Source organism: Corynebacterium jeikeium (genome assembly GCA_003955985.1).
GTDB lineage: Bacteria > Actinomycetota > Actinomycetes > Mycobacteriales > Mycobacteriaceae > Corynebacterium > Corynebacterium jeikeium_D.
The window spans coordinates 580,439-605,952 of sequence record CP033784.1 but is presented as its reverse complement, the minus strand read 5'-3'; the positions used below and the strand labels follow the sequence as shown (position 1 = coordinate 605,952).

24 protein-coding genes are annotated in these 25,514 nt (G+C 59.2%); 12 read left to right on the top strand and 12 right to left on the bottom strand.

Annotated elements, in window-relative coordinates:
• Positions 1–12: 12 nt before the first annotated feature.
• The 4 genes from EGX79_02680 to EGX79_02665 all read right to left on the bottom strand — a co-directional run bounded on the left by EGX79_02680 (position 13) and on the right by EGX79_02665 (position 4,659).
• Positions 13–606, bottom strand: a complete 594-nt coding sequence (locus tag EGX79_02680; protein AYX81185.1) for a TetR/AcrR family transcriptional regulator — start codon at positions 604–606, stop codon at positions 13–15.
• A 199-nt stretch (positions 607–805) separates the two neighbouring features.
• The gene (purH, locus tag EGX79_02675; protein ID AYX81184.1) at positions 806–2,353 is read right to left on the bottom strand and encodes a bifunctional phosphoribosylaminoimidazolecarboxamide formyltransferase/IMP cyclohydrolase PurH; all 1,548 of its coding nucleotides are present in this window, start codon (positions 2,351–2,353) and stop codon (positions 806–808) included.
• Positions 2,350–3,003, bottom strand: coding sequence for a phosphoribosylglycinamide formyltransferase (locus EGX79_02670; GenBank protein ID AYX81183.1), 654 nt, complete (start codon positions 3,001–3,003; stop codon positions 2,350–2,352). Before EGX79_02670 ends, purH begins: the two co-directional genes overlap by 4 nt.
• A 57-nt stretch (positions 3,004–3,060) precedes the next feature.
• The gene (locus tag EGX79_02665) at positions 3,061–4,659 is read right to left on the bottom strand and encodes a hypothetical protein (protein AYX82692.1); all 1,599 of its coding nucleotides are present in this window, start codon (positions 4,657–4,659) and stop codon (positions 3,061–3,063) included.
• Positions 4,660–5,421: 762 nt separating this feature from the next.
• Between EGX79_02665 and EGX79_02660 the strand changes: the two genes are divergently transcribed.
• Together EGX79_02660 and EGX79_02655 are read left to right on the top strand one after the other, a co-directional pair.
• The gene (locus EGX79_02660; protein AYX81182.1) at positions 5,422–6,129 is read left to right on the top strand and encodes a M23 family metallopeptidase; all 708 of its coding nucleotides are present in this window, start codon (positions 5,422–5,424) and stop codon (positions 6,127–6,129) included.
• A 152-nt stretch (positions 6,130–6,281) separates the two neighbouring features.
• Complete coding sequence (locus EGX79_02655) at positions 6,282–6,773, top strand: DUF4442 domain-containing protein (GenBank protein ID AYX81181.1); 492 nt, start codon at positions 6,282–6,284, stop codon at positions 6,771–6,773.
• A gap of 21 nt (positions 6,774–6,794) precedes the next feature.
• Here the strand turns inward: EGX79_02655 and EGX79_02650 are convergent, their stop codons facing one another.
• Entirely contained in the window at positions 6,795–9,494 is a 2,700-nt protein-coding gene (locus EGX79_02650) for an ATP-dependent DNA helicase PcrA (protein AYX81180.1), read from the bottom strand.
• A gap of 65 nt (positions 9,495–9,559) precedes the next feature.
• On the opposite strand from EGX79_02650, the gene EGX79_02645 reads away from it, so the two are divergent.
• Positions 9,560–9,934 carry a chorismate mutase gene (locus tag EGX79_02645; GenBank protein AYX81179.1) on the top strand — a complete coding sequence of 125 codons (375 nt, stop codon included), beginning with the start codon at positions 9,560–9,562 and terminating at the stop codon, positions 9,932–9,934.
• A gap of 22 nt (positions 9,935–9,956) precedes the next feature.
• On the opposite strand, the gene EGX79_02640 is transcribed toward EGX79_02645, so the two are convergent.
• Positions 9,957–11,438, bottom strand: coding sequence for an NAD-dependent succinate-semialdehyde dehydrogenase (locus tag EGX79_02640; GenBank protein AYX81178.1), 1,482 nt, complete (start codon positions 11,436–11,438; stop codon positions 9,957–9,959).
• Positions 11,439–11,662: 224 nt separating this feature from the next.
• Here EGX79_02640 and EGX79_02635 point away from each other — a divergent pair, with 224 nt between their 5' ends.
• Positions 11,663–13,300, top strand: a complete 1,638-nt coding sequence (locus EGX79_02635) for a glucose-6-phosphate isomerase (GenBank protein ID AYX81177.1) — start codon at positions 11,663–11,665, stop codon at positions 13,298–13,300.
• A gap of 92 nt (positions 13,301–13,392) precedes the next feature.
• Here the strand turns inward: EGX79_02635 and EGX79_02630 are convergent, their stop codons facing one another.
• Complete coding sequence (locus EGX79_02630) at positions 13,393–13,806, bottom strand: YccF domain-containing protein (protein ID AYX81176.1); 414 nt, start codon at positions 13,804–13,806, stop codon at positions 13,393–13,395.
• 171 nt (positions 13,807–13,977) lie between these two features.
• Here EGX79_02630 and EGX79_02625 point away from each other — a divergent pair, with 171 nt between their 5' ends.
• From EGX79_02625 to EGX79_02610, 4 genes are all read left to right on the top strand, one after another.
• Positions 13,978–14,733: a 3'(2'),5'-bisphosphate nucleotidase CysQ gene (locus tag EGX79_02625; protein AYX81175.1), complete on the top strand. Its 756-nt coding sequence runs from the start codon at positions 13,978–13,980 to the stop codon at positions 14,731–14,733.
• Between the two features lie 16 nt (positions 14,734–14,749).
• Positions 14,750–15,586, top strand: coding sequence for a thymidylate synthase (locus EGX79_02620; protein AYX81174.1), 837 nt, complete (start codon positions 14,750–14,752; stop codon positions 15,584–15,586).
• A gap of 23 nt (positions 15,587–15,609) precedes the next feature.
• Entirely contained in the window at positions 15,610–16,140 is a 531-nt protein-coding gene (locus tag EGX79_02615) for a dihydrofolate reductase (protein ID AYX81173.1), read from the top strand.
• A 100-nt stretch (positions 16,141–16,240) separates the two neighbouring features.
• A complete protein-coding gene (locus tag EGX79_02610) occupies positions 16,241–16,519 on the top strand; it encodes a mycoredoxin (GenBank protein ID AYX81172.1) in 279 nt (92 codons plus the stop codon).
• Between the two features lie 96 nt (positions 16,520–16,615).
• Here EGX79_02610 and EGX79_02605 read toward each other — a convergent pair whose 3' ends face one another.
• The 3 genes from EGX79_02605 to EGX79_02595 form a co-directional block, all read right to left on the bottom strand.
• A complete protein-coding gene (locus EGX79_02605; protein ID AYX81171.1) occupies positions 16,616–18,025 on the bottom strand; it encodes an NAD(P)H-quinone dehydrogenase in 1,410 nt (469 codons plus the stop codon).
• A gap of 75 nt (positions 18,026–18,100) precedes the next feature.
• Positions 18,101–19,327 (bottom strand): amidohydrolase, encoded by a 1,227-nt coding sequence (locus EGX79_02600; GenBank protein AYX81170.1) that lies wholly within the window; start codon positions 19,325–19,327, stop codon positions 18,101–18,103.
• A 162-nt stretch (positions 19,328–19,489) separates the two neighbouring features.
• The gene (locus EGX79_02595) at positions 19,490–19,846 is read right to left on the bottom strand and encodes a hypothetical protein (GenBank protein ID AYX81169.1); all 357 of its coding nucleotides are present in this window, start codon (positions 19,844–19,846) and stop codon (positions 19,490–19,492) included.
• A 64-nt stretch (positions 19,847–19,910) separates the two neighbouring features.
• Between EGX79_02595 and EGX79_02590 the strand changes: the two genes are divergently transcribed.
• Positions 19,911–20,213: a hypothetical protein gene (locus tag EGX79_02590; GenBank protein ID AYX81168.1), complete on the top strand. Its 303-nt coding sequence runs from the start codon at positions 19,911–19,913 to the stop codon at positions 20,211–20,213.
• Between the two features lie 9 nt (positions 20,214–20,222).
• Here EGX79_02590 and EGX79_02585 read toward each other — a convergent pair whose 3' ends face one another.
• Positions 20,223–20,858 carry a uracil phosphoribosyltransferase gene (locus EGX79_02585; protein ID AYX81167.1) on the bottom strand — a complete coding sequence of 212 codons (636 nt, stop codon included), beginning with the start codon at positions 20,856–20,858 and terminating at the stop codon, positions 20,223–20,225.
• A gap of 345 nt (positions 20,859–21,203) precedes the next feature.
• Here EGX79_02585 and EGX79_02580 point away from each other — a divergent pair, with 345 nt between their 5' ends.
• The 3 genes from EGX79_02580 to EGX79_02570 all read left to right on the top strand — a co-directional run bounded on the left by EGX79_02580 (position 21,204) and on the right by EGX79_02570 (position 23,941).
• Positions 21,204–21,524, top strand: a complete 321-nt coding sequence (locus tag EGX79_02580; GenBank protein AYX81166.1) for a hypothetical protein — start codon at positions 21,204–21,206, stop codon at positions 21,522–21,524.
• Positions 21,524–22,567 carry an NlpC/P60 family protein gene (locus tag EGX79_02575; protein AYX81165.1) on the top strand — a complete coding sequence of 348 codons (1,044 nt, stop codon included), beginning with the start codon at positions 21,524–21,526 and terminating at the stop codon, positions 22,565–22,567. Before EGX79_02580 ends, EGX79_02575 begins: the two co-directional genes overlap by 1 nt.
• Before the next feature lie 132 nt (positions 22,568–22,699).
• Entirely contained in the window at positions 22,700–23,941 is a 1,242-nt protein-coding gene (locus EGX79_02570; protein ID AYX81164.1) for a hypothetical protein, read from the top strand.
• Positions 23,942–23,970: 29 nt separating this feature from the next.
• On the opposite strand, the gene EGX79_02565 is transcribed toward EGX79_02570, so the two are convergent.
• Positions 23,971–25,200, bottom strand: coding sequence for an adenosine deaminase (locus EGX79_02565; GenBank protein AYX81163.1), 1,230 nt, complete (start codon positions 25,198–25,200; stop codon positions 23,971–23,973).
• Between the last annotated feature and the right edge of the window lie 314 nt (positions 25,201–25,514).

The window sequence follows — 25,514 nt, the reverse complement described above, 5'->3', positions numbered from 1 at the left end:
AATGAATACGGATTATTGGTTGTTAATGCCCAGCGCAGCGAGGGCCATCTCAAAGGCATTTTCCCTTGTCGCCTCGGGGCCCGCCCATTTGAGCACATGCCTGGAAGAGTTAATCAACCCAGCGGTGAGCTGGACTTTAAGCTGCGCCTCGTCGGAGGTGAGTTCGGGCTGTAGTTCACGCAGAGCGTCCACCCATAAGACCATGTAAAGACGCTGCAAGGAACGCACTTTTGCGCTCTGCTCTGGCGCCAGATTTCCCCCTTCGCGCTCTTGGACACGAATGCGATCGGGCTCCGTGACTGCAAAATGCACGTGATGCGCAAGGAGGCCCCGAAGAGTCTCCTCTGGCTCCCAATCATTGCTCTTTGCTCGATCGAGAACTGCTCGCGCACCATCGACAAGTCGGATAGAAATATCGATGAGGATCTGCGCCAACAGCTCTTCCTTGCCGCTGAAGTAACGGTAAAGAGCTGGGCCAGAAATGCCGACAGCGGAGCCAACATCCTCCAACCGAGTCTGATGAAACCCTCGGTCGGCCAGGATCGCAGCAGCAGCGGAGAGAATCTCTGCTTCTCGACGCCGTCGCGCTTCGGTTCTACGTGACATAAGCCCTTATGTTAAACGCATTGGAGCCATTTCGTCTGCATAATTATCACCAGCGCCTGCCCTCAGCGTGTGTTCACATAGACCACGGCTCGACAACAGACACACATCCTCGCCCACAGGTCCCCACACGTCCGGGTAGAGAAAAACCGCCGAGGTGACAGTTAGCACCGCGGCGGTTAGCCCCTAATCCAGTAAGGAATTAGTGGAAGAAGTGACGAGTACCTGTCATGTACATGGTGACGCCAGCTTCCTTGGCAGCAGCTATGACCTCTTCGTCACGGATGGAACCACCTGGCTGGACAACTGCCTTCACACCGGCATCAATCAGGACCTGCAGACCGTCAGCGAACGGGAAGAAGGCATCGGACGCAGCGTAGGCCCCCTGAGTACGGTTTTCTCCGTCGGCAAGCGTATTTGCGCGCTCAACGGCGAGCTTTGCGGAGTCCACGCGGTTGACCTGGCCCATGCCGACGCCGACGGTGGCGTTGTTCTTGGACAGCAGGATGGCGTTGGACTTCACAGCGCGGACGGAGCGCCATGCAAACTCGAGCTCAGCCAGCTCTTCAGCATTCAATGCCTCGCCGGTGGCCAGCTCCCAGTTCTCCGGCTTATCACCCTCTGCCTGGTAAGTATCCGGATCCTGGGTGAGCAGACCACCCGAGATAAACTTGTTCTCGGTGGTCGGTGCTTCGTACTCGGCGACGAGAATGCGCAGGTTCTTCTTGGCCTTCAGTACCTCAACGGCACCGTCTTCGTAGGACGGAGCGACGATGACCTCGGTGAAGATGTCCTTGACCTGTTCGGCCATCTCAACGGAGACCTCGCGGTTGACGGCGATGACACCACCGAATGCGGACATCGGGTCACATGCGTGAGCTGCGCGGTGAGCTGCGGCGATGGACTCATCCGAGACTGCGATGCCGCACGGGTTAGCGTGCTTGATGATTGCCACACACGGGCGCTCGTGATCCCAGGCGGCACGCCATGCGGCGTCGGCATCCTGGTAGTTGTTGTACGACATCTCCTTGCCGTTCAGCTGCTTGGCGTTTGCCAGCCCCTTGGTACCAATGCGGGTCAGAGTTGCCGACTGGTGAGAGTTCTCGCCGTAGCGCAGCGGAGTCGGAGTGGATCCCTCAGCGCCACCGAGCTGCTCAACAAACCAGTTGGACACAGCTGCGTCGTAATCGGCGGTGTGCAGGAATGCGTCGCGAGCGAACTCACGGCGCTGCTCGAGGGTGAAGCCGCCTTCCTTCACGGCGGTAGCGACATCGCCGTAGCGAGCCGGGTCGACGACGATGGCAACCGACGGGTGGTTCTTCGCCGCAGCGCGAACCATCGACGGGCCTCCGATGTCGATCTGCTCCACGCATTCGTCGTAGGAAGCGCCCGAGGCAACGGTCTCACGGAACGGGTACAGGTTAACGACAACGAGCTGGAAAGCCTCCACGCCGAGCTCCTTCAGCTGAGCCAGGTGGTCTTCCTTGCGGGTATCAGCCAGAATGCCGGCGTGAACACGCGGGTGCAGCGTCTTCACGCGGCCCTCGAGGCACTCCGGGAAACCAGTGAGATCCTCAACCGGGGTCACCGGCACGCCAGCTGCAGCAATCTTGCCAGCCGTGGAACCGGTGGAAACGATTTCCACGCCAGCCTCGTGCAGGTCGCGAGCCAGCTCCTCGAGCCCAGTCTTGTCGTAGACGCTAATCAGAGCGCGCTTGATCGGTTTACGCTGCGTGTTGTCGTTGGTCATTTCAGATAAGCCTTTCGTCCGTCACGCTCAATTCCGTGATCGGCAATCGAGTGCAATACATCAACCAGGAGTCGGCGTTCGACAACCTTGATTCGTTCGTGCAGGGTCTCCACCGTGTCGTCGTCCTCGACGGCCACTGGCTGTTGCGCCAGAATCGGCCCGGTGTCCACTCCATTATCAACGATATGCACGGTCGTGCCGGTGACCTTCACCCCGTAGTCAAGTGCATCCGGTACCGCACGCGCCCCTGGGAAGGACGGCAGCAGCGCTGGGTGCGTATTAATGATGCGATTGCTGTAGGCCTCTACAAATGTTGGCCCCAGAATGCGCATGAAACCCGCCGAGACAACGATATCCGGCGAAAAACTGTTCACGGCCTCTAAAACACGAATATCCCAACCTTCTCGGTCCTTCTTTGCCTCAGCATCGAAAGGCACCTGAAAAGTTGGGATATTGAGGTTTTGAGCCCTCTCCAGCGCCGGACAATCCTTGTCCGAACCAACCGCGACAATCTGAACCTTTTCAGCGTCCAGCAGTTCCAGCATCGACTGCAAAAGGGAGCCCAGGCCAGAGGCCAGGACTATGATGCGGAGCTGCTTGCTGGAGGAATTATTGTGCGAAATTTCTGCGACGGGCTGTGCTTCAGTCACGGCGTTTAGCTTACCCAGCCCGGCAGAGACCCCAAATTCCGCTCCCCCTAAGTTGGCTTAGCTCTTTTGGCTTGACGACGGTTCCCCGTCGCCGCCTTCCTCCGAGTCTTCGGTGTCCTCATCGGATTCGTCCTCGTCGGTCGCATCTACTTCGCCCGATGCTTCTCCGCCTGCGGCGCTTTCTGAATCCTCTTCAGAGTCGTCCGATTTTTCAGCGTCTTCTGAAACATCTTCAGACTCCACACCAGACTCTGAGTCATCCTCTGTGTCGGACTCGGCTTCGTCGTCGGAGGTCGCTACGACTTCCCCGTCGACAATCTCCTCCGACTCCTCCGACTCCTCCGACTCTTCCGAGCCGTCCGCGTCATTGTCAGAGTTGTCAACATCGCCGGCATCCTCAGCCTCAGCGTGACCGTCCCCATCTTCTGCAGGCTTCGGCGGGAACTTCTCAGCGGCCACTTCCGAGACGCCCTTGTCCCTACCAAGTGACGGCACACCGGTCATCGCAACAACCACGATGGCTCCCGGAACAACCAGCCACATCGAGCCGAGCAGGCCAGTCAGCCACCAGGAGGCACCGGCCCACCCAAAGATGCCAACCTCACCGCCGAGCAGCCAAGCCAGCCCCATGAGGAACATGATCGACCACACGGCAGCGAGAACGACGACCAGGTAGGGCTGCTTCGGCGCAGATTTCTTCAGGAATGCCACGACGCGCCAAGCTGCAACCGCTGGCGGTAGCACAATCAGCATTCCGAAAGCCCAGTGCGCCAGCGACTGAGGCATGGCAGCCAGAATCGGCAGGGGTGGCAGCTGAGCTGGGTGCACTGCGAACAGCCCAGCCTCCGCAGGCCCAAAGGTCGATTTTCCGCCCACCAGCACACCGACCGCACCGAACGCCACATTTGGCAGGTACAGCAGCGAGAGACCGCTGACCGCAACACTTTCACCGGCCGTATCCGTGATTGCAAATGTCTCTGCCAGCAATCCTCGATGCCAAATCAGCGAAACGAGTGTCACCACAACACCGACCAGCCACAGCCATGCCACGTAGCTGCCCGCCAGTCGTGCCGACGCGAGCAACCACTCCGGCAGCTTCCGGCGCAACAGTAGTGCGCGCAGCAACCGCTGCCCCATCCCCAGCACCAAGGCCACGAGATTTACGAGCAAAGCGGCTGCAATCGCAAGGCCGAAACTGGGGGTTTGAATGCGGGGAAACACCTTCGACGCGTCGTAAAGCATGAGCCACGCGATGATGGTGAGCACAATGGGCGCACCCAGATACGCGCCGACCAGCGCGCGCACATCCTTGATGCTGATGCGGTCAGCGACTTCGCGGCGTACACGCCAGGCGATGAACAACACCATCAGCACCGCGGGCAGTGCTGGTGTGAGCCCCAGCGTCGTGCCGTTAAAACGGAACGGCGCGAGGTTAAAGATCATCCACATCGACGCGATACTCGCTGGAAGCGGAGACATTCCAGCGCCACTGACGATGACGCCAATCAGAGCTACCGAGATGATGAACAGCAATACGACGCCGTAAGAACCGGCAACAGACAGCCCAAACCGGCGTGTACGAGGCGAGTTAATGAAACGACGGAACCCCGAGGGACGCCCCTTGCGTGACGACGTTCCGGAGCCCCCCGCTTTCATCTTCGTCGTGGCGGCTCGATTGCTGTCGGCACCGACGCTGCGCGCACCGCCAGTCTGACCGGCCTGCGTATTCTGCCATGCGCGGGCAGTGCGCTCGCTGCGGACGCTACGGGAACCCCCGCCGCTGCCACCGGCACCGGTGCGGCTTCGCCGATTTCGATCGCTACCGGAGGAACCTCTCCGCGAATCCGCGCCTTTCACAGTGACATCGTCCTTCCCGCGTCTAATCATTGACAGCTGATTGCCCACCTATATAGATAGGGTGCCACGCAAGGGTGCGTCACAGCCATGGCCATATAGTGCCATACATACAACGCCTCTTTGTTTAGGCATTGCAGAGTCTAATTTGAAGGTACGGATCCCAGGACGGACGGTATCCGTTGAGTCCGATCTCCTTTTGCCCCCCCCAAAGTGGCTTCACCTTTGGTTTCCATTTGTCAACGCCGATGGGTTACTTTTTGCCACCCCCGCGACCACACCCTTAGTTCACCCGGAAACTACTTGCCGATCCCCCCCCTACCCAGCCCCTCGATTAAGGGGCATCCGCCATAAATCCCCTGGCAACACACCGGTTGCGCTTCACCGGATCCGTGATACAAGACAACAGCCCCACGGCCACAGCACGGCCCTATTGAACTGAAACTGACGAATCAGCGAACAAGTTCTCTAAAAACAAGTTGCTTGCCCTATATCGAACCGTTATTATCGCAGAAGTTAGATAACAGTTGGGTTACAAAGAGTTTCGTTGGCAGGGAGATTGAAGTGACGTTTTTCAATGCTCGTCGCGGAGGCGGAAAGCACCGCAAGGTAGAGGTTTCCGCAACTTCTCGCGCAGCACTGGTCGCACTGTCCGCATCGACGATCGCTTCCTCCAACGCGGTCGCCCACGCAGCTGAGACCGAGAATAAGGCTCCGGAGAACTCAGCTTCGACTCAGACCCGCGCTGCTCAGCCGAAGAACAACGCTCCGATGGTGCTGGCCTCCAGCTCCTTCAATCCGAGCACTAACCTCAGCGACCACCTCGCTACGGCGTTGCAGTACAACCAGGAGCGCGTTGCTCGCGACCAGGCTGCCCGCGCTCCGAAACTCTCCATCCCGACCGTGGGGCTGCTGACCTCACCGTTCGGCTCACGCTGGGGAACCTTCCACTACGGTGTCGACCTGGCTAACGTCACCAACACCCCAATCATGTCCGTCATGGACGGCACTGTTATCGATGCAGGCCCGGCTCAGGGCTACGGCCAGTGGATTCGCGTTCGCCATGACGACGGCTCTGTTTCCGTCTACGGCCACATCGAGTCCATCTACGTTGCTGTCGGAGAAGCTGTCCGAGCTGGTCAGGTCATCGCCGGTATGGGCAACCGCGGCTTCTCCACCGGTACGCACCTCCACTTCGAGATCCACCCGGATGGCACCACTCCGGTCGACCCGGTGACCTGGTTCATCCAGCGTGGTCTGAACCTGAACTAATCAGGTATCGGCACAGGTACGAGCAAGCCTGGCCGCTCTGCGAAGGCCCTACCTGTGCACCGGCCCCTGTTTGACCGCGGCTGCAAGCCTCCCCTGATTAAATTTTTCAGAAACCGGCATCGCCGCCGGTACTGGGGCTTTACTCTTGACACATGGCAGAGACTCAAACATTCCGCATGTGGAAGAAGTTGGCTGCGACTCCAGTCGTCGGCAAGCGTCTATTTTCCTTAACCGCCGCATTGACGGCGCCATATTTCCGCACAATCTGTCCCAAGCTAGAGACGATGCAGCCTGGACTGGCGGTAGCGCGCATGCCCGCTTGGTGGGGCGTGCGTAATCACATTAAGTCCGTGCATGCGATTGCTGCGTGTAACCTCGCTGAATTCGCGATGGGCATGCTCTGTGAGGCCAGCGTACCGACAACGCATCGCTGGGTTCCAAAGGGCATGACGACGAACTACAAGCGCATCTCCGTTGGTGGCCTGACGGCTGTGGCCAAGGCTGAGTTGCCGGACTTCTCCACCATCACACCGGAGACTGGTGGGGTAGATTTTCCCGTCCACATCGTGCTGACCGATGCCAACGGCACCGAAGTACAAGATGCCACCATCAACTGCTGGGTGACAGCGAAGAAGCCTAAGTAGCCTCCAGGCGGTGGTGGATTTTTACAGCTTCTCCATGGGCACGCCGCCGATAAGCATCATGCGGACCTTACCTGCGGATCCAAAGTCAATCATCGCAGTTGCCCGGGGCGCGGCCCCTTGGACCTCAAGCACAGTGCCTAAGCCGTACTTGTCGTGAACAACCTTGTCACCGGGCTCTAGGTGCAAGACCTGATTCTTCTTTCGGGATGACGCACCAGAGTTAGAGGATCCACCAGAGCCGAAGCCCGAGCTGGAACCGAAGCCCGACGAGGCACCATGGCCACGACCAAACGCGCTGCCCGCGCCGTAGCCACCAGAACCAAAACCACCAGAACCGGCGCCCCAGCTGCGAGCCGGAGCCTCGCGCAGCCAATCGATCAGGTCGCTTGGGACTTCCCCCAGGAAACGTGAAGGCGGATTATTCTGCGGCGAACCCCACGAGGACCGAGTCACAGCGCGCGTGAGATACAGCTGCTTGCGAGCTCGGGTAATACCCACATAGGCCAGACGTCGCTCTTCAGCCAGCTCCTTCGGATCGCCCAGGGCGCGCAGGTGCGGGAACAGTCCGTCTTCCCAGCCAATGAGAAATACCACCGGAAACTCCAGGCCCTTAGCCGTATGTAGCGTCATCAACGTCACTACACCGGTGTCATCATCCGGAATCTGATCCGCATCGGCCACCAGAGAAACTCGCTCGAGGAATGCCTGCAGACTTCCCGGTTCCGCTTCCCCATCGTTGTCGAAGTCGGCCGCGAAATCACGCGCGAGGTCATTCGCGATTCCAGATTCCACCTCGGACTCGCCACTAGTATCAGCACCGCTTTCAGCATCAGCTGCAGCGCCAGAGCCTTCATTTACATCAGCGCTAATATCCACCGACGACATCATCCGCGCCTCTGCAGAGAACTCCCGCGCAACGCTGACGAGCTCATTGAGGTTGTCCAGGCGCGTGGCATCTTGCGGATCATTGGAGCGCTCGAGCTCCGACTTGTACCCACTGCGATCAATAATCGCGTTGACCAAATCACCGATATCGGCCAGTTCACCGGATGCCATATCCGCCGCCAAGCCATCAATCATCTCGACGAACGCCGCCATCGCGTTTCGACTCCGCGCCGCCACCGCCGGAACCTTACCCTCCGCTACGGCACGTAGCGCCGTGCCGAACGAGCACCTCTCGTCCTCGGCATAGAGCGACACATGAGCCACCGCACGGTCACCGATTCCGCGGCGCGGCGTATTGATAATGCGACGCAGCGAAACATCATCGTCGAAGTTCTCAATAACGCGCAGGTAGGCGACAATATCGCGTACTTCCTTACGCTCATAGAACCTGGTGCCACCAACCACCGTGTACGGAACGCCCATACGAATGAAGACATCCTCTAGCGCACGGGAGGAATTATTGGTGCGGTAGAAAATCGCCACATCTGAATACGAGTACGGCCCGTAGTCGACCAATTGCTCAATCTCGTTAGCGATAAACCGAGCCTCATCGTGCTCATTGTCCGCCACGTAGCCCTTGATCTTGCCGCCCTCACCGAGATCGGTCCACAGCTTCTTCTCCCGGCGGTTCTCATTGCGCGCAATCAACGCATTGGCCGCCGACAGAATCGTCTGCGTCGAGCGATAGTTTTGCTCCAGCAGAATCGACGTGGCCTCCGGATAGTCCTTCTCAAACTCCTCAATATTGCGAATAGTCGCACCACGGAAGGCATAAATGGACTGGTCCGAATCGCCCACCACACACAGCTCACTCGGAGGCACATCTCCACCGGGCTTGCCGACGAGCGTCGAGACCAAAACATACTGCGCATGGTTGGTGTCCTGGTATTCGTCCACCAACACATGCCGGAAACGGCGACGGTAATACTCTGCAACCTGCGGGTGATTGGTGAAAATCCGAACGACCTCACCGATTAGATCGTCAAAGTCCACGGCATTAGCCGCCCGTAGCCTGGTCTGGTACTCCAGGTAAACCCGTGCAACGACGTCATCAAAAGGATTGCGCGTCGTCGACGCGTCCGCGAGGGCCTTCTCCGGGTCAATCAACTCATTCTTGAGATTGGAGATACGCGACGAGAGCACGCGGCCGGTGAACTTCTTGGCATCTAGGTCCATGTCCTTAGCGATAATGGACAGCAAACGCCGGGAGTCGTCCGAATCATAAATAGAGAAATTGGAATTAAGCCCCGGTACTAGCGCATGCTGCATGCGCAGTATGCGCACACACATGGAGTGGAACGTGGACACCCACATACGCCGCGCCTGGTCACCGACCAGTCCCGCCACACGCTCGCGCATCTCGGCTGCGGCCTTATTGGTAAAGGTAATAGCCAAAATTTGGCTTGGCAGGACCCCACGCGCACCGATCAGGTATGCAATCCTGCGCGTCAGCACAGATGTCTTTCCTGAACCCGCTCCAGCCACAATCAACAGTGGTGAACCAATGTGCTCCACTGCTTGGCGCTGCTGCGGATTAAGCCCCTCTAGCAGCGACTCTGAATCAAAACTGGGCTCGAAGCCACCGCCAAAACCGCCGCCAAAGCTGGCAGCGTCACTCGGTGCGCTATTGCTACCAGCGCTGGCGAAGTGGCCGAACCCACCACGGCCAGGCGTAGCACCGCCCGCCTCACCGTGGTTCGAACCAGCATGGCTATCGCCACTACGTCCATCGTCAGCATTGAAGGACCCGAACAGCATTCCAGTTTCATTTCCCATGATGGCTACTACAGTAGCCGAGCCCCCGGATTGGACTGTTCGAATCCTTTGGCACAATAAGAACTATGAGCGAAAACCCTGCGGACACTCGCGCCGCACACACCGACAACACCGACGGCGCCGAGCACAGCCAGCAGGCGGCGGCAGTATCCCCTTTTGAAGTCCGCACCCCCACCGGTACCGATGACCCGTTGAGCTCCGCGGAGATCGAACAGTACCGCAAGGAAATCAACCGCCTTGACGGGCTGATTATCGATGCCATTCAACGCCGCACCGCAATCAGTAAGGCCGTCGGCAAAACCCGCCTGGGATCTGGCGGCACGCGTCTCGTGCACGGCCGAGAGGTGCAGATCATCAACGAGTTCCGCGACGCACTTGGCCCAGAGGGCCCGGCAATCGCGTCGGCGCTGCTGCGCATGGGACGCGGTCGCCTGGGCTAACCCTCGCCAGCTACCTGTCCTGCTAGCCTTCCAGGGAAATCAGCTTTTCCTCTAGGAACTCATTGATACCGGTGAAGCCGCCCTCACGGCCAAGACCGGACTGCTTGACACCACCGAACGGCGCCGACGGGTCCGACAGCGAGCCCTTATTGACCGCAACCATGCCGGACTCCAATGCCTCTGCCGCACCAAGTGCCTTGGTCAGGTTCTCACTGAACACATACGCCGCCAGACCAAAGATCGTGTCATTTGCCTGCTCAATCGCGTGCTCATCGTCCGTGAAGGTTGTCACTGCAACCACCGGACCGAAAATCTCTTCGCGGACAATATCCGCATCCTCGGGCACATCGGTCAGAACTGTGGGCTCGAAGAAGTAGCCGTCGGAAAGCGCGCCGCCGAGATCTGGGATCTTGCCGCCGCACTCTACTTTCGCACCGCGCTTGACCGCATCGTCAACCAGATCACGAACCTTTTCCTGTTGATCACGCAGCGCGAGTGGCCCAAGGTCCGTCGCCGGATCGGTACCCTCGCCCAACTTCAGCTCCGCAAAACGCTTGACGACGCCTTCGACGAACGCATCCTTCTTGGATTCATGAACAATAAAGCGATTCGGGGCGATACACACCTGGCCGCCATTGCGGAGCTTGGCGTCACTGACTGCCTGCACAGCCTTATCAACATCACCATCAGAGAGAATGACAAACGGAGCATTCCCGCCGAGCTCAAGGGAAACTTTCATCGAAGTTTCCGCGGCCTTCGCAGCGAGCATCTGGCCAACTTCGGTGGAACCGGTGAAGGTGAACTTGCGCAGGCGGTCATCGGAAAGCAGGGCCGAAACGTTGGCTGAGTGTCCTGTTGGCAGCACGGAGATTACGCCTGCGGGGACACCGGCTTCGATAAGCAGTTTGCCCAGGTAGAGCATGGTCAGCGGAGTTTTGGACGCCGGCTTAATAATGACCGGGCAGCCGGCGGCGAGTGCCGGGGCGATCTTGCGGGTACCCATAGCCAGCGGGAAATTCCACGGCGTAATAGCCAAAGCCGGGCCGACCGGCTGCTTAATCACCGCGACGCGCGAGGTTCCGCTCGGAGAAATTCGGTAATCGCCGGAGATACGCACGGCCTCCTCAGCGAACCAACGAAAAAACTCGCCACCGTAGCCGACCTCAGCCTTGGAATCCGGCAACGCACGGCCCATCTCCAGGGACTGCAGCTGGGCCAACTTGTCTGCATCCCGACGGATGAGTTCAAAAGCGCGGTAAAGAATCTCGCTGCGCTTGCGGGGCGGGGTTACCTTCCACTCCTTCTGGGCTGCGACGGCGTCGTCAAGCGCCTGCCTGGCGTCCTCCTCTGTGGCGGAGGCGACCTGGACCAGCGGCTTATCTGTCGCGGGGTTAACGACATCGAAGGTCTCACCATTCGACGCGGGACGGAACTCGCCGCCGAGGAGAAGGCCTGTGGGGACATCTTTGAGGATGTTGTCGTAATCAGGGGTGAAATCAGTCATATTTTCCAGGGTAGGTGCCTTTGCTGAAGCGGGCTAGGGACTCGTAGGTGGCGGATAGTCGACGGATGGTCGGCGCATAGGCGGAGCATAGGCACCGCGGAATCGAGCTGCCAGCAGATTGTGGTCACACCTGATCGAATACTGTCGCCCGGCGAGAGCGCCAAAACGCAACTAGTCTGGGGAGGTATAAAGTGCATTTCGTCAAAACTCACCTGGGAGCAGGAATGACTGTAGATATCACCGCAACCGAACAGTGGGCTCAGCTGGCTAAGCGCGTGGACAATGTTCGCGCCACCTCGCTGCGTGAGCTTTTCGCCAATGAAGATGGCCGCACTGAGAAGCTGACTTTCGATGCGGGCACTCTCCACGTTGACCTTTCCAAGAACTTGATGTGCCTCGACGGTTTTGCCGAGCTGGTTGAGCTCGCTCGCGCCGCTGGCATCGAAGAAGCACGCGAGAAGATGTTCCGCGGTGACAAGATCAACACCACTGAAAACCGCTCCGTGCTGCACACAGCGCTGCGCCTGCCAGCAGAGGAAAATCTGACCGTCGGCGACCAGGATGTTGCTGCCGACGTGCATGAGGTGCTCGGCCGCATGCGCGACTTTGCTCGCAGCCTCCGCAGTGGAGACTGGCTGGGATACACGGGTCACACTATTAAGACTGTGGTCAACATCGGCATCGGTGGCTCCGACTTGGGCCCGGCAATGGTGACCAAGGCGCTGCGCACCTACGCCACTGCCGGCATTGATGCCCGCTTTGTCTCTAACGTTGACCCATCTGATCTACATGCGGTTCTGGATGAGGTCGATCCGGAGTCCACGCTGTTTATCGTCGCTTCCAAGACCTTCACCACGCAGGAGACGCTCTCCAACGCTCACGCAGCTCGCCGCTGGCTTATCCAGCAGCTGGGTAGCGAAGATGCCGTCGCCAAGCACTTCGTCGCCGTTTCCACGAATGCCGAAAAGGTCGCCGAATTCGGCATCGACACTGAGAACATGTTTGGCTTCTGGGACTGGGTCGGCGGCCGCTACTCCGTCGACTCCGCCATCGGCCTGTCCATCATGGCCGTCGTTGGTCCGATGGACTTCATGCGCTTCCTGCAGGGCTTCCGCGCAATGGATGAGCACTTCCTCAACGCTCCGCTGGAGCAGAACGTGCCGGTACTGATGGGCATGCTGAATGTCTGGTACTCAAACTTCCTCGACGCTCAGTCGCATGCCGTGCTGCCCTACTCTGAAGATCTCTCTCGCTTCCCGGCGTACCTTCAGCAGCTCACCATGGAATCGAACGGTAAGTCCGTGCGTACCGACGGCAAGAGGGTGGACTACAACACCGGAGAAATCTTCTGGGGTGAGCCGGGAACGAACGGCCAGCACGCTTTCTTCCAGCTCCTTCACCAGGGAACTCGCCTAGTTCCGGCTGACTTCATCGGCTTTGCCCGTCCACGCCAGGATCTGCCGACGGCTTCCGGCGAAGGTTCTATGCACGACCTACTGATGAGTAACTTCTTCGCACAGACGAAGGTGCTGGCCTTCGGTAAGACCGCAGAAGAAATTCGCGCAGAGGGCGTTGCCGAGGAACTCGTAGAGCACAAGGTCATGCCAGGTAACCGTCCGACCACGACCATCATGGCCGAGGAACTGACCCCGGACGCTGTCGGTGCGCTGATTGCACTCTACGAGCACATCACCTTCGTCGAGGGCATTGTTTGGGGCCTGAACTCCTTCGACCAGTGGGGCGTCGAGCTGGGCAAGCAGCAGGCTGGCGACCTACTGCCTGCTGTTACCGGTGAAGTTGCACCGGATTCGGGCGATGCCTCCACCGATGCGCTGCTGACCTGGTACCGCGACAAGCGCTAACGTCTTCTGGCCAACTGGCCTAGATAACTAACAGTCCGCCCTCGGCTTGAACTGATTCTCGCTGCGGGCGGGCTGTTGTTATTTGTATCCCTCTAAATCTTCACCGCGTAGCCGTCCACACGGTAGCCCTTCACAATGTCCTTGCCGAATGGGAAGCAGGTCACCGGAATCATCTTGACGTTGGCCACCGCCAGTGGAATTCCAACGATGGTGACAGCCTGCGCCGCCGCAGTCATGATGTGACCGATGGCCAGCCACAGACCGGCGATGAGGAACCAGATTACATTCATCACACCGGCACTAACGGCACCGACCGCGCCCCGTCCGGAACGCTCCACCACGGAGCGTCCGAACGGCCACAGTGCATAAGAAGCCATGCGGAACGAGGCCACACCAGCGGGAATTGTGACAATCAAAATACAGGCAAGAACGCCGAAGAAAATGTAGCCCAAAGCAAGCCACAGGCCACCGAACAACAGCCAAATGATATTCAGCAAGGTCTTCATGCCACTTAAGTCTAGTCAGGATGCGTAGTCGGCATCTGGAGTTAGCGCAGCTCACCTAACGCCTGCGCAAAGTGAGGCATTAAGCCCATGGAGCCACTCGGATGCGGTGAGGATGGGGCGCGGCATCCCGTCGCAAAGCGGGGTTGGGAAAAAGCTAATAGTATCTAAGTCATGTCTGCCTACATTGAAGATGATGTTCTTGCCTATCGACTTGCCGTGGGCGCCAGTGAAATTCTCAAGGGTGTCCGCAACGTAGGCCTGCTGCGTGGCCGCATTCTGGGAGATGCCGGCGACGCACTGGCACAGGAGTGGATTGCCCGCGTACTGGAGCAGCACCGTCCGGACGACGGACTGCTGTCGGAGGAAGCCGCGGATAACCGTGAGCGCCTGGACTCAAAGCGGGTGTGGATTATTGACCCACTCGATGGCACGCGTGAGTTCGCTTCGGGCCGCCAGGACTGGGCAGTTCATGTCGCTCTGGTAGAGGACGGTCAGCCGACCCACGCTGCTGTTGGTCTGCCGGATCACGGCCAGGTTTTCCACACGGGTGAGGCCAAGGCTGTCCAGGGGCCGCGTGCGGGCAAGATTGTCGTATCGCGTACTCGCCCACCGGCTGTGGCAAAGTACGTCGCTGACAAGCTGGGCATGGAGCTGGTAGAGATGGGCTCCGCTGGTGCGAAGGCAATGCACGTACTGCTCGGTGACTACGACGCCTACATCCACGACGGTGGTCAGTACGAGTGGGATTCGGCAGCGCCGGTTGGTGTCGCTAAGTCCGCCGGTTTGCATGTCAGCCGCCTAGACGGCTCCGCGCCGACCTACAATAATGTCGATACTTTCCTGCCGGATATGCTGTTCTGCCGACCGGACCTGTCGGAGGAGATTCTGGCAGCGGTGAAGGAATTCAAGAATCAAGAGCAGAAGTAGGTAAGCTAGGGCGGCTATGACCGACTCCACTGACATCACAACACAGGCTCATCAGGGCATTCAGACTCCGTACGAGGATTTGCTGCGCGAAATTCTCGCTGACGGAGCAGCTAAATCAGACCGCACTGGCACGGGCACTCGCTCAGTGTTCGGCCGCCAGCTGCGCTTTGATCTGAACGAGGGCTTCCCACTGATCACCACTAAGAAGGTGCACCTGAAGTCCATCGTGTACGAGCTGCTGTGGTTCCTCCGCGGCGATTCGAACGTCCGGTGGCTCCAGGACCGCGGAGTGACTATTTGGGATGAGTGGGCAGACAACAACGGCGACCTCGGCCCGGTCTATGGCGTGCAGTGGCGCTCCTGGCCCACTCCGGATGGGCACCACATCGACCAGATTGCACAGGCGCTGGAGACTCTGAAGTCCAACCCGGATAGCCGCCGCAACATCGTCAGCGCCTGGAATGTCTCCGAGATTTCCAATATGGCGCTGCCGCCGTGCCATCTGCTGTTCCAGTTCTACGTCGCAGATGGCAAGCTCAGCTGCCAGCTCTACCAGCGCAGCGCGGACATGTTCCTAGGCGTGCCGTTTAACATCGCTTCCTATGCACTGTTGACGCACATGATGGCGCAGCAGGCGGGCTTGGATGTTGGAGAGTTCATCTGGACCGGTGGCGATTGCCACATCTACGACAACCACATTGAACAGTGCGAACTGCAGGTCTCCCGTGAGCCGCGCCCCTACCCCACGCTGAAGCTTCGGAAGGCCGACAGCATTTTCGACTACGCTTACGAGGACATTGAGGTCATCGGCTACGACCCGCATCCTCTGATTCGCGGTCAGGTGGCTGTCTAAGTCAGCGAAAGGTGAGTGTCGACATGAACGAGTCCACCGCTTCCACCAGCGCAAGACCCCCGTTTGTAGGGATGATCTGGGCGCAGTCTCGAGCCGGCATTATCGGCGACGGTGCGACTATGCCCTGGCATCTGCCTGAAGATCTTCAGCATTTCAAAACAACGACGATGGGCGCACCTGTCATCATGGGGCGTCGCACGTGGGACTCGCTGAATCCCAAGTTCCGACCACTCCCCGGTCGTCGAAACATCGTCCTTTCACGCTCCGTGTCCGATTTCCCCGGCGCCGAGTCCGCAACCAGCCTCGAAGCCGCGCTCGCAGCCGTCGCCGACGCGCCCGCGGCTTGGATTATCGGAGGCGGGCGTGTCTATCGCGATGCACTTTCGCTTGCCGACGAATGCGTGGTCACCGACATTGATACTGATATCAGTGTCCCGGTACCGGTCATGGCTCCCGACCTCTACGACTGGGTTCGCGTCGAGGATGGTCCGTGGCAGACGTCAACGACCGGCCTACGCTACCGCTTCTGCACGTGGCGGCGTCTAGAGGATTAGCGCTTGGAAGCCTGTCTCGCAAGGCTCTGAGGCGGGACTACTGCCCGGCGAACGTATTGCGCAATGGAATATCGGCTTTGGTCCGCGCGTTGACCTAAGTATGACTGATGTGAAGACTCCACAGACCACCGAACACGTGACCATTTACGCTGCGTCCTGGTGCCCTTTCTGCCAGAACCTTATTGCTGGCCTGAAGGAAAACGGCACTCCGTTTGAGGCCTGGGATGTCGAAAAGCACGACGACCTTTCGAAGTGGGTTGAGTCCGTCAACGACGGCAACCGCGTTGTGCCGACTGTGTTGTACTCCGATGGCGAGCACGCCACGAATCCGTCGGTTGAGGAAGTCACCGCTAGGTACGCTGAGCTCTCCAGCAAGTAGTTAAAAGCTAAGTAAGCAAAAAGCCGAACCCCACTTTCGGGTTCGGCTTTTTACGTTCACGCGCGACCGGTCATGCTGCCAGTCGCGATACCAGCATTAGTCCAGATCGTCGTGTGCCATCAGCTGACGAGCAGCCTCAGTAATCGAGCCAGACAGTGACGGGTAGACAGAGAAGGAGCTTGCCAGGTCATCGACGGTGAGCTGGTTGGAAACACATACCGCAATTGGCAGAATCAGCTCCGAGGCGGTGGGAGCGACCACCACACCACCGATAATCATGCCGGAGTTCTTACGGCAGAACAGCTTGACAAAACCGTGGCGCAGCGAGCGCATCTTCGCACGCGGGTTACCTGCCAGTGGGAAAACCTCAACGCGAGCGGAGACCTCACCGGACTCAATCTGAGCCTGGGAAACACCGACAGTCGCAATCTCCGGGCGGGTGAACACTGCCGATGAAACAGTGCGCAGGCGAATCGGAGATACGCCTTCACCGAGGGCGTGGTACATCGCAATACGGCCCTGCATAGCTGCAACGGAAGCCAGCGGGAACAAGTCAGTGCAGTCACCGGCAGCGTAGATACCCGGCACGTTGGTACGGGAAACACGGTCAACGTGAATATGGCCAGACGGAGTCAGTTTTACGCCGCTGGCTTCCAGTCCCATATCCGCGGTGTTAGGAATCGAGCCGACGGTCATCAACGCGTGGGAACCGAAGACCTCACGGCCGTCGGAAGTGACGACGCGAACGCCGCCGTCCTCCGTGCGTTCGACAAGATCACAGCGGGCGTTCTTAACAACGTCCACACCGCGCTCCAGTAGGACTTCCTCTAGGGCATCTGCAGCGTCGGCATCCTCGTGCGGCAGGATGCGATCACGCGAGGCGACCATGGTGACCTTCACACCCAGCTCGGTGAACGAGGATACGAACTCAGCACCAGTCACACCGGAACCGACCACAATGAGGTGCTCCGGCAGCTCCTCCAGTTCGTAGACCTGACGCCAGGTCAGAATACGGTCACCATCAGGAATCGCACCCGGCAGAATGCGCGGGGACGCACCGGTGCTGACCAGCACCAGGTCGGCTTCAAGAGTGACCTCGCCGCCCTCGAGCAAGTCAACGGTGACGTAGTGAGTTACACGGCCCGGGTCGTGGTCATCGAGACGACCACGGCCCTGCAGCATCTTGATGCCCTCACGCTCCATCTGCGCGCGAACATCGTCGGACTGCTGCTGTGCCAGGCGCTTAACGCGCTCGTTGACCGCAGTGAAGTCGATTTTGCGCTGGGAGAAGTCCGGACGCAGACCCATCTCGTCCGCACGGCGCATATCGGTACGAACGCCCGTCGCCGCGATGAAGGCCTTAGAGGGAACGCAATCCCACAGGACGGAAGAACCGCCCATCCCGGCATCCTCAACCACAGTGACTTCAGCACCGTACTTGGCACCAACCAGCGCTGCTTCGTAGCCGGCTGGGCCGCCGCCAATGATTACGATCCTCTGTGCCACAAATCCTCCAAAGTTGCCGTGGATATCACAATGTAATTACCGCGGGAGGCATTTTCCCCGCTTTGCCCCCATAGTCTAACGGACAGTCATGGTTGACTGCGCGCCGTCCTCGTAGCGAGCAACAATGCCAGCGAAGAGTTTCACACCAACGCCCAGGCAACGCTCGTCCACGATTAGGTCATCTCGGTGCAAATCGTGCTTGTCGCCGCGGCCGGACCAGCAGCCCAAGCGGGCCATCGCGCCCGGGACGTGCTCGAGATACCAACCGAAGTCCTCGCCACCGGACGACTGTGGGGCCTGAATGACAGCATTCTCGTCCACTCGTCGCACTGCTTCCGCAATCAGGGCGGTGCAGTATTCGTCGTTAAGCACAGGCGGCACGCCACGCTCGTAATTGATGGTGCACTCGGCGCCGGTCGGAGCGAGGACTTGTTCAATGAGTTCGCGGACCAGTGGATCGATGTCGCGCCAGGTCTTGATGTCCGCAGTGCGCAGGGTGCCACTGACGCTGCCTTCCGACGGAATCGCGTTGTGCGCGTACCCGGAGTGAACGGAGCCGAACGTCAGCACGGTGCCCGTACGAGGATCGACGCGTCGCGACAGCAAGCCCGGCAAATCTACAATCAATTTACCCAGCGCATAGACAACATCGGCCGTCATCTGCGGACGGGAGGTATGCCCGCCCGGACCATGCACCTGAATCTCCAGGGTGTCGGCTGCAGAGGTGATGGCACCTGTTCGAACGCCAACGTGACCGACACGTAACTTCGGCTCACAGTGGACGGCAAAAATACGCTCAACGCCATCGAGCGCACCGGCGGCAATAACTTCGGGCGCACCGCCAACCATGACTTCCTCTGCCGGTTGGAAAATGAAACGCAGCGGAGTAGGCAACGTGTGCTTCTCGTGGTACTCAGCCATAGCCAGTGCAGTCGCGAGCGTAATCGTGGTGTGAAAATCATGCCCGCAGGCGTGCATGACGCCATCGTTGGTGCTGGCAAACTCCAGCCCCGTGGTCTCTGTAATTGGAAGCGCGTCTATATCACCGCGGAAAGCGAGACGCCCCGGCAATTCACCTCCGGCTTCGCTACCGGCGAGTTCATCTTCACCAATGTCGACCATCAGGCCGGTGTTGGGAAATAGCACTGGTTTCAGCCCTGCAGCACGCAGCTTCTCCTCCACAAAAGCCGTGGTGGCGTGCTCCATGTGAGATAGCTCTGGGTGCGCATGAAGATGCCGCCGCCACTCAAGAATCTCGTTCGCGTGCTCGGCCCACCAGTGCTTAATAAACTCCTCAATCACAACTCTCCAGTGTAAGCGCTCCGCCGACAGGCCGTAACAAGAGGCCTACCGACGACTGCGCCAGCGATAGCAGTGGCTGGCAAGCGCTTGAATGTCAGCGCCAGACGTACACATGACCAGGAGTCACTTCTTTAACTTTGACCTCTTCAATTATCAGATGTTTCACATTTTGAGGAAGTCTGCGATGATAATAGGCATGTCCGGCAATGGCACACCTAAGTCTCTCAGCATCCCTATCATCATCGTGGCCACAGCACTCGTGGTTGTCATCGGCATCGCCATCGGCCTGTCGCTGAACAATAGTGATGAGCCCCAGCGTCCGGAGGTCCCCTCCTCCTCGCAGCCGACGTCGCCCAGTTCGACACCGCCGTCCTCGACGAGTTCGACTTCTACGAGCAAGACGACCACCACGACGACGACTACGTCGAAGACCTCCGAGACGTCGTCAAGCACGCCGAGCACTTCGACATCGTCCTCGTCGTCGACGCCGAGCACTTCGACATCTTCCTCGTCATCCACGACGACTAGCTCAGAGCCGACATCAGCTCCGGAGGGACAGGACTTCGGCACTGGGCGCTCTGACTTGGACGGCCTGGGCTTCGTGGGCAGCTCCGCACGCTGCGACAGCGGCGACCGCGCCTTTGCTGTTGTCGCCGCTGAGCAGGGCATTAAGGCTGCTGCTTGTGAGACACGCTCCGGCGAGAAGTACTACCGCTCGGATACACCACAGGGTTCCGGATCGATGGACATCATCGTCGATGAGGGCGACCGCGTTGTTGCACAAAACGGCTCGTACAAGTACCAGATGTCCCCCTCCGGAGTTCTTGTGACCAAGGACAACGAGGTCGTCAAAAAGTACGCCGCAGAAGCCTGGGGCACTGCCTAAGAGATCAACTTAAAGATCAATGTTGCGGGGACCGTAGAGGCGGTCGCCCGCATCTCCCAGCCCCGGCACGATGTAGGCATCCTCGTTAAGATCCGGGTCCACCACAGTGGTGACAAGACGCACCGGGAAACCGGATTCCTTCAAGGCGTCGACACCCTGCTGTGCGGAAATGATGCACACGGCCGTGATGTTGTCCGCTCCGCGATCTGCCAACAGCTTCAGGGCATGCAGCAGTGAACCACCGGTTGCCAGCATTGGGTCGACCAGGAAGACAGTGCGCCCGGACAGATCCTCCGGCAGCGCCTCGAGGTACGGCACCGGCTCATGGGTTTCCTCATTACGAGCCAAGCCAATAAAGCCCACCTGCGCATCCGGAATCATCGACAGCGACGGATCGATCATGCCAAGCCCCGCACGAATGACGGGAACAATAATCGGCGGATCCTGCAGACGGTAACCCGGCGCGGTAGTGATTGGGGTCTGAACATCGAAGTTATCGACGGGCAGCTCCCGGCTTGCCTCGTAAATCAGCATTGCGCCCAGATCGGCGAGTGCCGCACGGAAGCCCGCGTTATCAGTGCGCGCGTCGCGCAGAATGGTCAAACGTGACTGTGCCAAGGGATGGTTGACAACGGTAATCTCCATGCCTTCCAAAATACATTGCTTTGCTTTTGCTGCTCTGGTGCCGGCATCGCAAGTTTCTGAAAACGCGTTCCCCAAAAAGATGGAACCGAATCGGCCTTTTTCGCGCCTAACAATACGAGGGCTTTTTACTGCGCCCTATTTGCGCAAGCCCGCCTACTACCAAACCACTTGCCACTCAGCCGCCGTCCGAACCCCGCTAGCCGTTCTGCCACAGCACTGAGTGTTTAACTACACGCGAATTTCCTAGAGAGGCCGTCAACATTGTCCCGTCCATCACCACACAGTTCCCACAGCCAATCGTTTCTCTCTCCGGCCACTAGCGGGAATGACTCAGTCTTTACGCTGGTGCCAGAGCTTATTTCTGCCGATGCCACTCGCCTTGACGCGTTGTCGCAGCAGGTCAGCGGCGCTGACTTGGGCATCAGCGCACTGCTCTCGCTTGGCGACGTCCCGTTTGCTGGGCCCTTCTGTCACGCTGTAGCCACTGCTCTACAGCGCCAACACGAGCATGTAGCTGAGCTGAATGAGTACGGCACCAGCGCTGCTCGTGCACTGAACGCTCTTGTCTCTGCGGTGTCCACTGCTGAAGATGCCGGCGCATATGCGCTGCAGTCCATCTCACCGAAAATGGGAGCCGTTGCAACTCGCGGAATGGGCGGTGCGTGATGCTTCCCACCAATCTACTTACGGAGGTCCCCACCGCGATTGCACAACAGCTAAGTCCTGCCATCGCACCCGCACTGGCAGGACTTGCTGGGGCCGCAATACCCGCCGCGAGTACCGCCTGGCGCTCAGTGGCAGATTCCGTTGACCGCAACTGGGGCGATGGTGCTGGTTCCGGAGCAGGGGCCGCGGGAACAAGTCTCAAACGGGCTGCAAATGCGGCAGCCGACTTGGAAACTCGCGCCGGAACCATTGACAGTGACATTGCCAAGGGGCTGGCCGCAGTAATGTCAGCGGCCACTGATTTGGCCCGGATTGCCATGGATTTTGTCACTTCCGCCATGGGCTCGTTGACTGCGACGGCTGCGGGGCCCGCTGGTCTCGCCGCGACCGGCGCCAGCCTAGCCTCAGCGGCCAGTTCCGCGATCTCCCAGGCCATTGCGCGGCTCATGAAACTAGAGCAAGAACTGCGACCTCTGGTGCAGTCGCTGATACAGCAAGCGAGTACCGCGGTGGACACCCCTACCCCACCTCACTCGGCACAGTTGGAGGCCCCAGGTACCACTCAAGCCGCCCTCGCTTCTACGTCTACGAACACCCCAGGATCGGCTAGCGCTACCGACGCTGCAGATGGTTCGGAGGCATCGTCCGATTCGGGCAGCGCACCGGTGCCTGCGGATGCGGGGGCTGGCGCGCCCACACCAGAGGCCCAAGCTGCGGTGAAGGCTGCACTCAGCGCCGTCGGAACGCCCTATGGCTGGGGCGGAAATACTCCGGGGCAGGCGCTCGATTGCTCAGGCTTGACGCACTGGGCCTACGGGCAAGCTGGTGTTGATATTCCCCGCACGGCAGAAGCACAGGCCGTCGGCAGACAGGTGAGCCAGGACGAACTGCTACCTGGCGATCTTGCAGTGTGGGACGGCCATGTCGCCATGGTTATCGGTGACGGAAAGATGGTCGAAGCGGGCGATCCGGTACAGGTAAACCCCGTGCGTACAACCAACATTGGCATGCCGTTTAAGGGGTTCTACCGCCCGACCGGATAGTGCGGTGGGTATCTGCGTCGTAAAACTTCTAAGATAGGAATACGCAAACTTGCCACCCGTGGGGGCGCTGCAGGTATGACAATTTTTGAGTTTTAATAATCACCAACAAGCAGAAGGGCTGCGACGAAAACTATGGCCAGGAAAGGCATCGTTCCTATCGAACTCGAGCTGACCTCGGGCACCTTTTACACGTTGTGGGCTCCAAGCTGGCGTGAGGGTGGCTCCGAGTGGCAGGCTCTGCTCGGCCGCGGTGATGACATCTATTTGTTCTCATCGGCGGCAAAGCTCCTGGCTTTCCTACAGTCGGATGCTCCTCACGACTTCACGCAGCACCCCAGCTGGCGCAACTTCAACCAGCAGCTACCGGGAGCGGCCATCGCGGCACCGCGCCACCGCTATGACCTGATTGGACTGCCAGAGATCCTGGCCGGCCGAGCCGACTACGACCATGTTTCGCGCGCTGATCGCATTCTTGCCATCACTCGCTCAATTGGTGCGATCGCGGATCTCACTCCAATCAACCAGATGTTCGCCTCTCACTCTGTCCTGGCTGCCACGCAAAATGGTGCTGATCACTTCCAGGGCAGTGGCACCGCTCAGTGGTCGGCTATCGGCAATGTCATCTTGACCAACTGGGACAGCTGCATTGACGCTATCGACGCCATCGGCGCAAATACTCCGAGCATCGATGAAGAGTCCGAAACCACTGCTGCAGCCGCATTAAAGGAAGCGGAGGCCGCGGAGCGTGAGCGTCGTGAAGCAGCAGAGAAGAAGCGCGAAGAGGAAAAGAAGTCCGCAGAGGAGACCGCCGGCGATCCGTACGATCAGACGGTGTGGGCCAACGCTGGCATCGACCCGATCAAGATCTCCATCGCTGGCCGCACGCTCTACACCTTGCGTTGTTACATGGGGCGTCGCCCGCTATTCCTGGGCAGCGCCGGTGAGATTCACACGTTCTCACAGCCCCGCACGATGGTGCGTTGGCTGCTGGAGCACAAGCATCACGACATGTCGGCGCTGACGACGTGGGATGAAATCATCACCGCGGCCAACGCAGGTGAACTGGAGGCCGTGGTGCACGAGGACAATGAGTACTCGTTTACCGGCCTGGCCGAGGACATTGAAAAGGGCCCGAACGCCGTGGACACCGCCCAGCTCGCCCGCGCGTACGAGCTACTCGCAGACGCCGCTGACTGGGCTGGAGATGATGCCGTGAACGAAGTACTGGCGGGCAACCAGCAGCTGCAGTGGCTGCTGAACTTCCTGCTGGACACCGGAGAAATGTCCGAGCCAGTTCCGCCTTACGACGATGAGGCCGAGGGCTGGAGGCAACTGGAGAAGGACTTGGCCGCTCGGTTCACGACCAAGATCTAGCTCCTCCCAGCAAAGCTGGCCGGCGCTGGCTAGTCCAGCGTCAGGTTCAGCTCATCTTCGGCACCGAAACCCGCACCGTTGACATCAGTTTCGATGTCCTCGTCGCTGTTGTCGATAAGCTGCAGGTAAGCGGGGTAAATAATGGTGTCCATGATGTGCTCGCGGGTCGGCAGATCCACGAATGCATTGTTTAGCGCATTCGAGGTCAGTTCGAACAGCTCGCTGTAGCCGTAACCGAAGTTCTCCACCAACTCCATGCACTCCCGGGTCATGGAAGTCGCGCCAATCAGACGGTTATCCGTGTTGACCGTGCAGGCGAAACTCATATCGTCGAGAAGCGAGAACGGGTGATCCGCAACGCTGTCACAAACACCAGTCTGAACGTTGGAGGTCGGGCAGATTTCCAGCGGAATCTGGCGGTCACGAATAGCGGAGGCAACCTCCTGGCATTCGATGCCCTCGAGGGAAGCACCGAAGTCCTCGTAGATGCGTACGCCGTGACCCAGGCGGCGAGCACCTTGCACGACAGCATCCTGCAACGAATCGACACCGGCGTCTTCACCTGCGTGAATGGTGACCGGAATGAGGTTTTCCCGCAGCATGGTGAATGCTTCGGCATGGTTAGCCGGTGGGAAGCCGTTTTCCGGTCCAGCGATGTCAAAACCGACAACGTACCCGTCGGAGTTCTTCCCGTAGTTGTCGATGACCAGCTGTGCGACTTCCTTGGAATTGTCATTCTGGCGCATCGCACAGACCAGCAGACGTGCGGTGATGTGCTTTCCCTCAGCGGCGGCATGGGCTTCACCCTGCGCCAGGCCTTCGACCAGTGCGTCGATGACAGCCTGCATATCCAGGCCCTTTTCCAAATGGTTTTCCGGAGCCAAGCGCAGCTCAGCGTAGACGACGTTGTCGGCGGCCAGATCCTCGACGGCCTCACGCGCCACGCGCGTCAGCGACTCAGCGGTCTGCATGACGGCGCAGGTGTGCGCGAAGGCGGTCAGGTAGCTCGGCAACGAGCCAGAGTTGCCGGTGTCAATGAACCACTTCTCCAGTTCATCCACGTCGGTGGTGGGCAACTGATCGGTGTAACCGCAGTCCGCGGCCAGGTCGATAACGGTCTGCGGGCGCAGGCCGCCATCGAGGTGATCGTGAAGCAGTACCTTGGGCAGGCTGGCGACAACCTTGCGCATCTCATCGAGATTCGATGCCGAAGACTGTGTGTCCAGAGACTGAGCATCACTGTGCAAAGAATTAGTCATAATGGCCAGACTATCGGTACTGTGCCCTCCGCTTCTACTTCACTGCCGGTGAATCGTAATTCTGCTTTGTACAAAGGCTTCCGCTCCCCCGTTTTCCCCCATCCACACACGACGAATACGTCATTTCGGGTGACGTTTTACTACCCTTATTTCATCATGTTTCCCTCTCGCCGCTTCTCATCTGCCGTTACGCTGCTAGCTACCAGCGCTCTGCTTCTGCCGAGCACCGCCCCCGCAGCCATGGCGCAGAGCACCTCGCTTACCGACGACGCCCCGATTGTCGGTCCCGCACCTGATATCCGTGACACGGAGGG

Excerpts from the sequence above, each read along its gene's own strand:
- EGX79_02610 (AYX81172.1), top strand. The coding sequence starts at position 16,241 with ATGACTGATGTGAAGACTCCACAGACCACCGAACACGTGACCATTTAC.
- purH (AYX81184.1), bottom strand. The coding sequence starts at position 2,353 with ATGACCAACGACAACACGCAGCGTAAACCGATCAAGCGCGCTCTGATT.
- EGX79_02680 (AYX81185.1), bottom strand. The coding sequence starts at position 606 with ATGTCACGTAGAACCGAAGCGCGACGGCGTCGAGAAGCAGAGATTCTC.
- EGX79_02620 (AYX81174.1), top strand. The coding sequence starts at position 14,750 with ATGACCGACTCCACTGACATCACAACACAGGCTCATCAGGGCATTCAG.
- EGX79_02615 (AYX81173.1), top strand. The coding sequence starts at position 15,610 with ATGAACGAGTCCACCGCTTCCACCAGCGCAAGACCCCCGTTTGTAGGG.
- EGX79_02630 (AYX81176.1), bottom strand. The coding sequence starts at position 13,806 with ATGAAGACCTTGCTGAATATCATTTGGCTGTTGTTCGGTGGCCTGTGG.
- EGX79_02635 (AYX81177.1), top strand. The coding sequence starts at position 11,663 with ATGACTGTAGATATCACCGCAACCGAACAGTGGGCTCAGCTGGCTAAG.
- EGX79_02650 (AYX81180.1), bottom strand. The coding sequence starts at position 9,494 with ATGGGAAATGAAACTGGAATGCTGTTCGGGTCCTTCAATGCTGACGAT.
- EGX79_02625 (AYX81175.1), top strand. The coding sequence starts at position 13,978 with ATGTCTGCCTACATTGAAGATGATGTTCTTGCCTATCGACTTGCCGTG.
- EGX79_02640 (AYX81178.1), bottom strand. The coding sequence starts at position 11,438 with ATGACTGATTTCACCCCTGATTACGACAACATCCTCAAAGATGTCCCC.
- EGX79_02570 (AYX81164.1), top strand. The coding sequence starts at position 22,700 with ATGGCCAGGAAAGGCATCGTTCCTATCGAACTCGAGCTGACCTCGGGC.
- EGX79_02565 (AYX81163.1), bottom strand. The coding sequence starts at position 25,200 with ATGACTAATTCTTTGCACAGTGATGCTCAGTCTCTGGACACACAGTCT.
- EGX79_02655 (AYX81181.1), top strand. The coding sequence starts at position 6,282 with ATGGCAGAGACTCAAACATTCCGCATGTGGAAGAAGTTGGCTGCGACT.
- EGX79_02665 (AYX82692.1), bottom strand. The coding sequence starts at position 4,659 with ATGAAAGCGGGGGGCTCCGGAACGTCGTCACGCAAGGGGCGTCCCTCG.
- EGX79_02645 (AYX81179.1), top strand. The coding sequence starts at position 9,560 with ATGAGCGAAAACCCTGCGGACACTCGCGCCGCACACACCGACAACACC.
- EGX79_02575 (AYX81165.1), top strand. The coding sequence starts at position 21,524 with ATGCTTCCCACCAATCTACTTACGGAGGTCCCCACCGCGATTGCACAA.
- EGX79_02585 (AYX81167.1), bottom strand. The coding sequence starts at position 20,858 with ATGGAGATTACCGTTGTCAACCATCCCTTGGCACAGTCACGTTTGACC.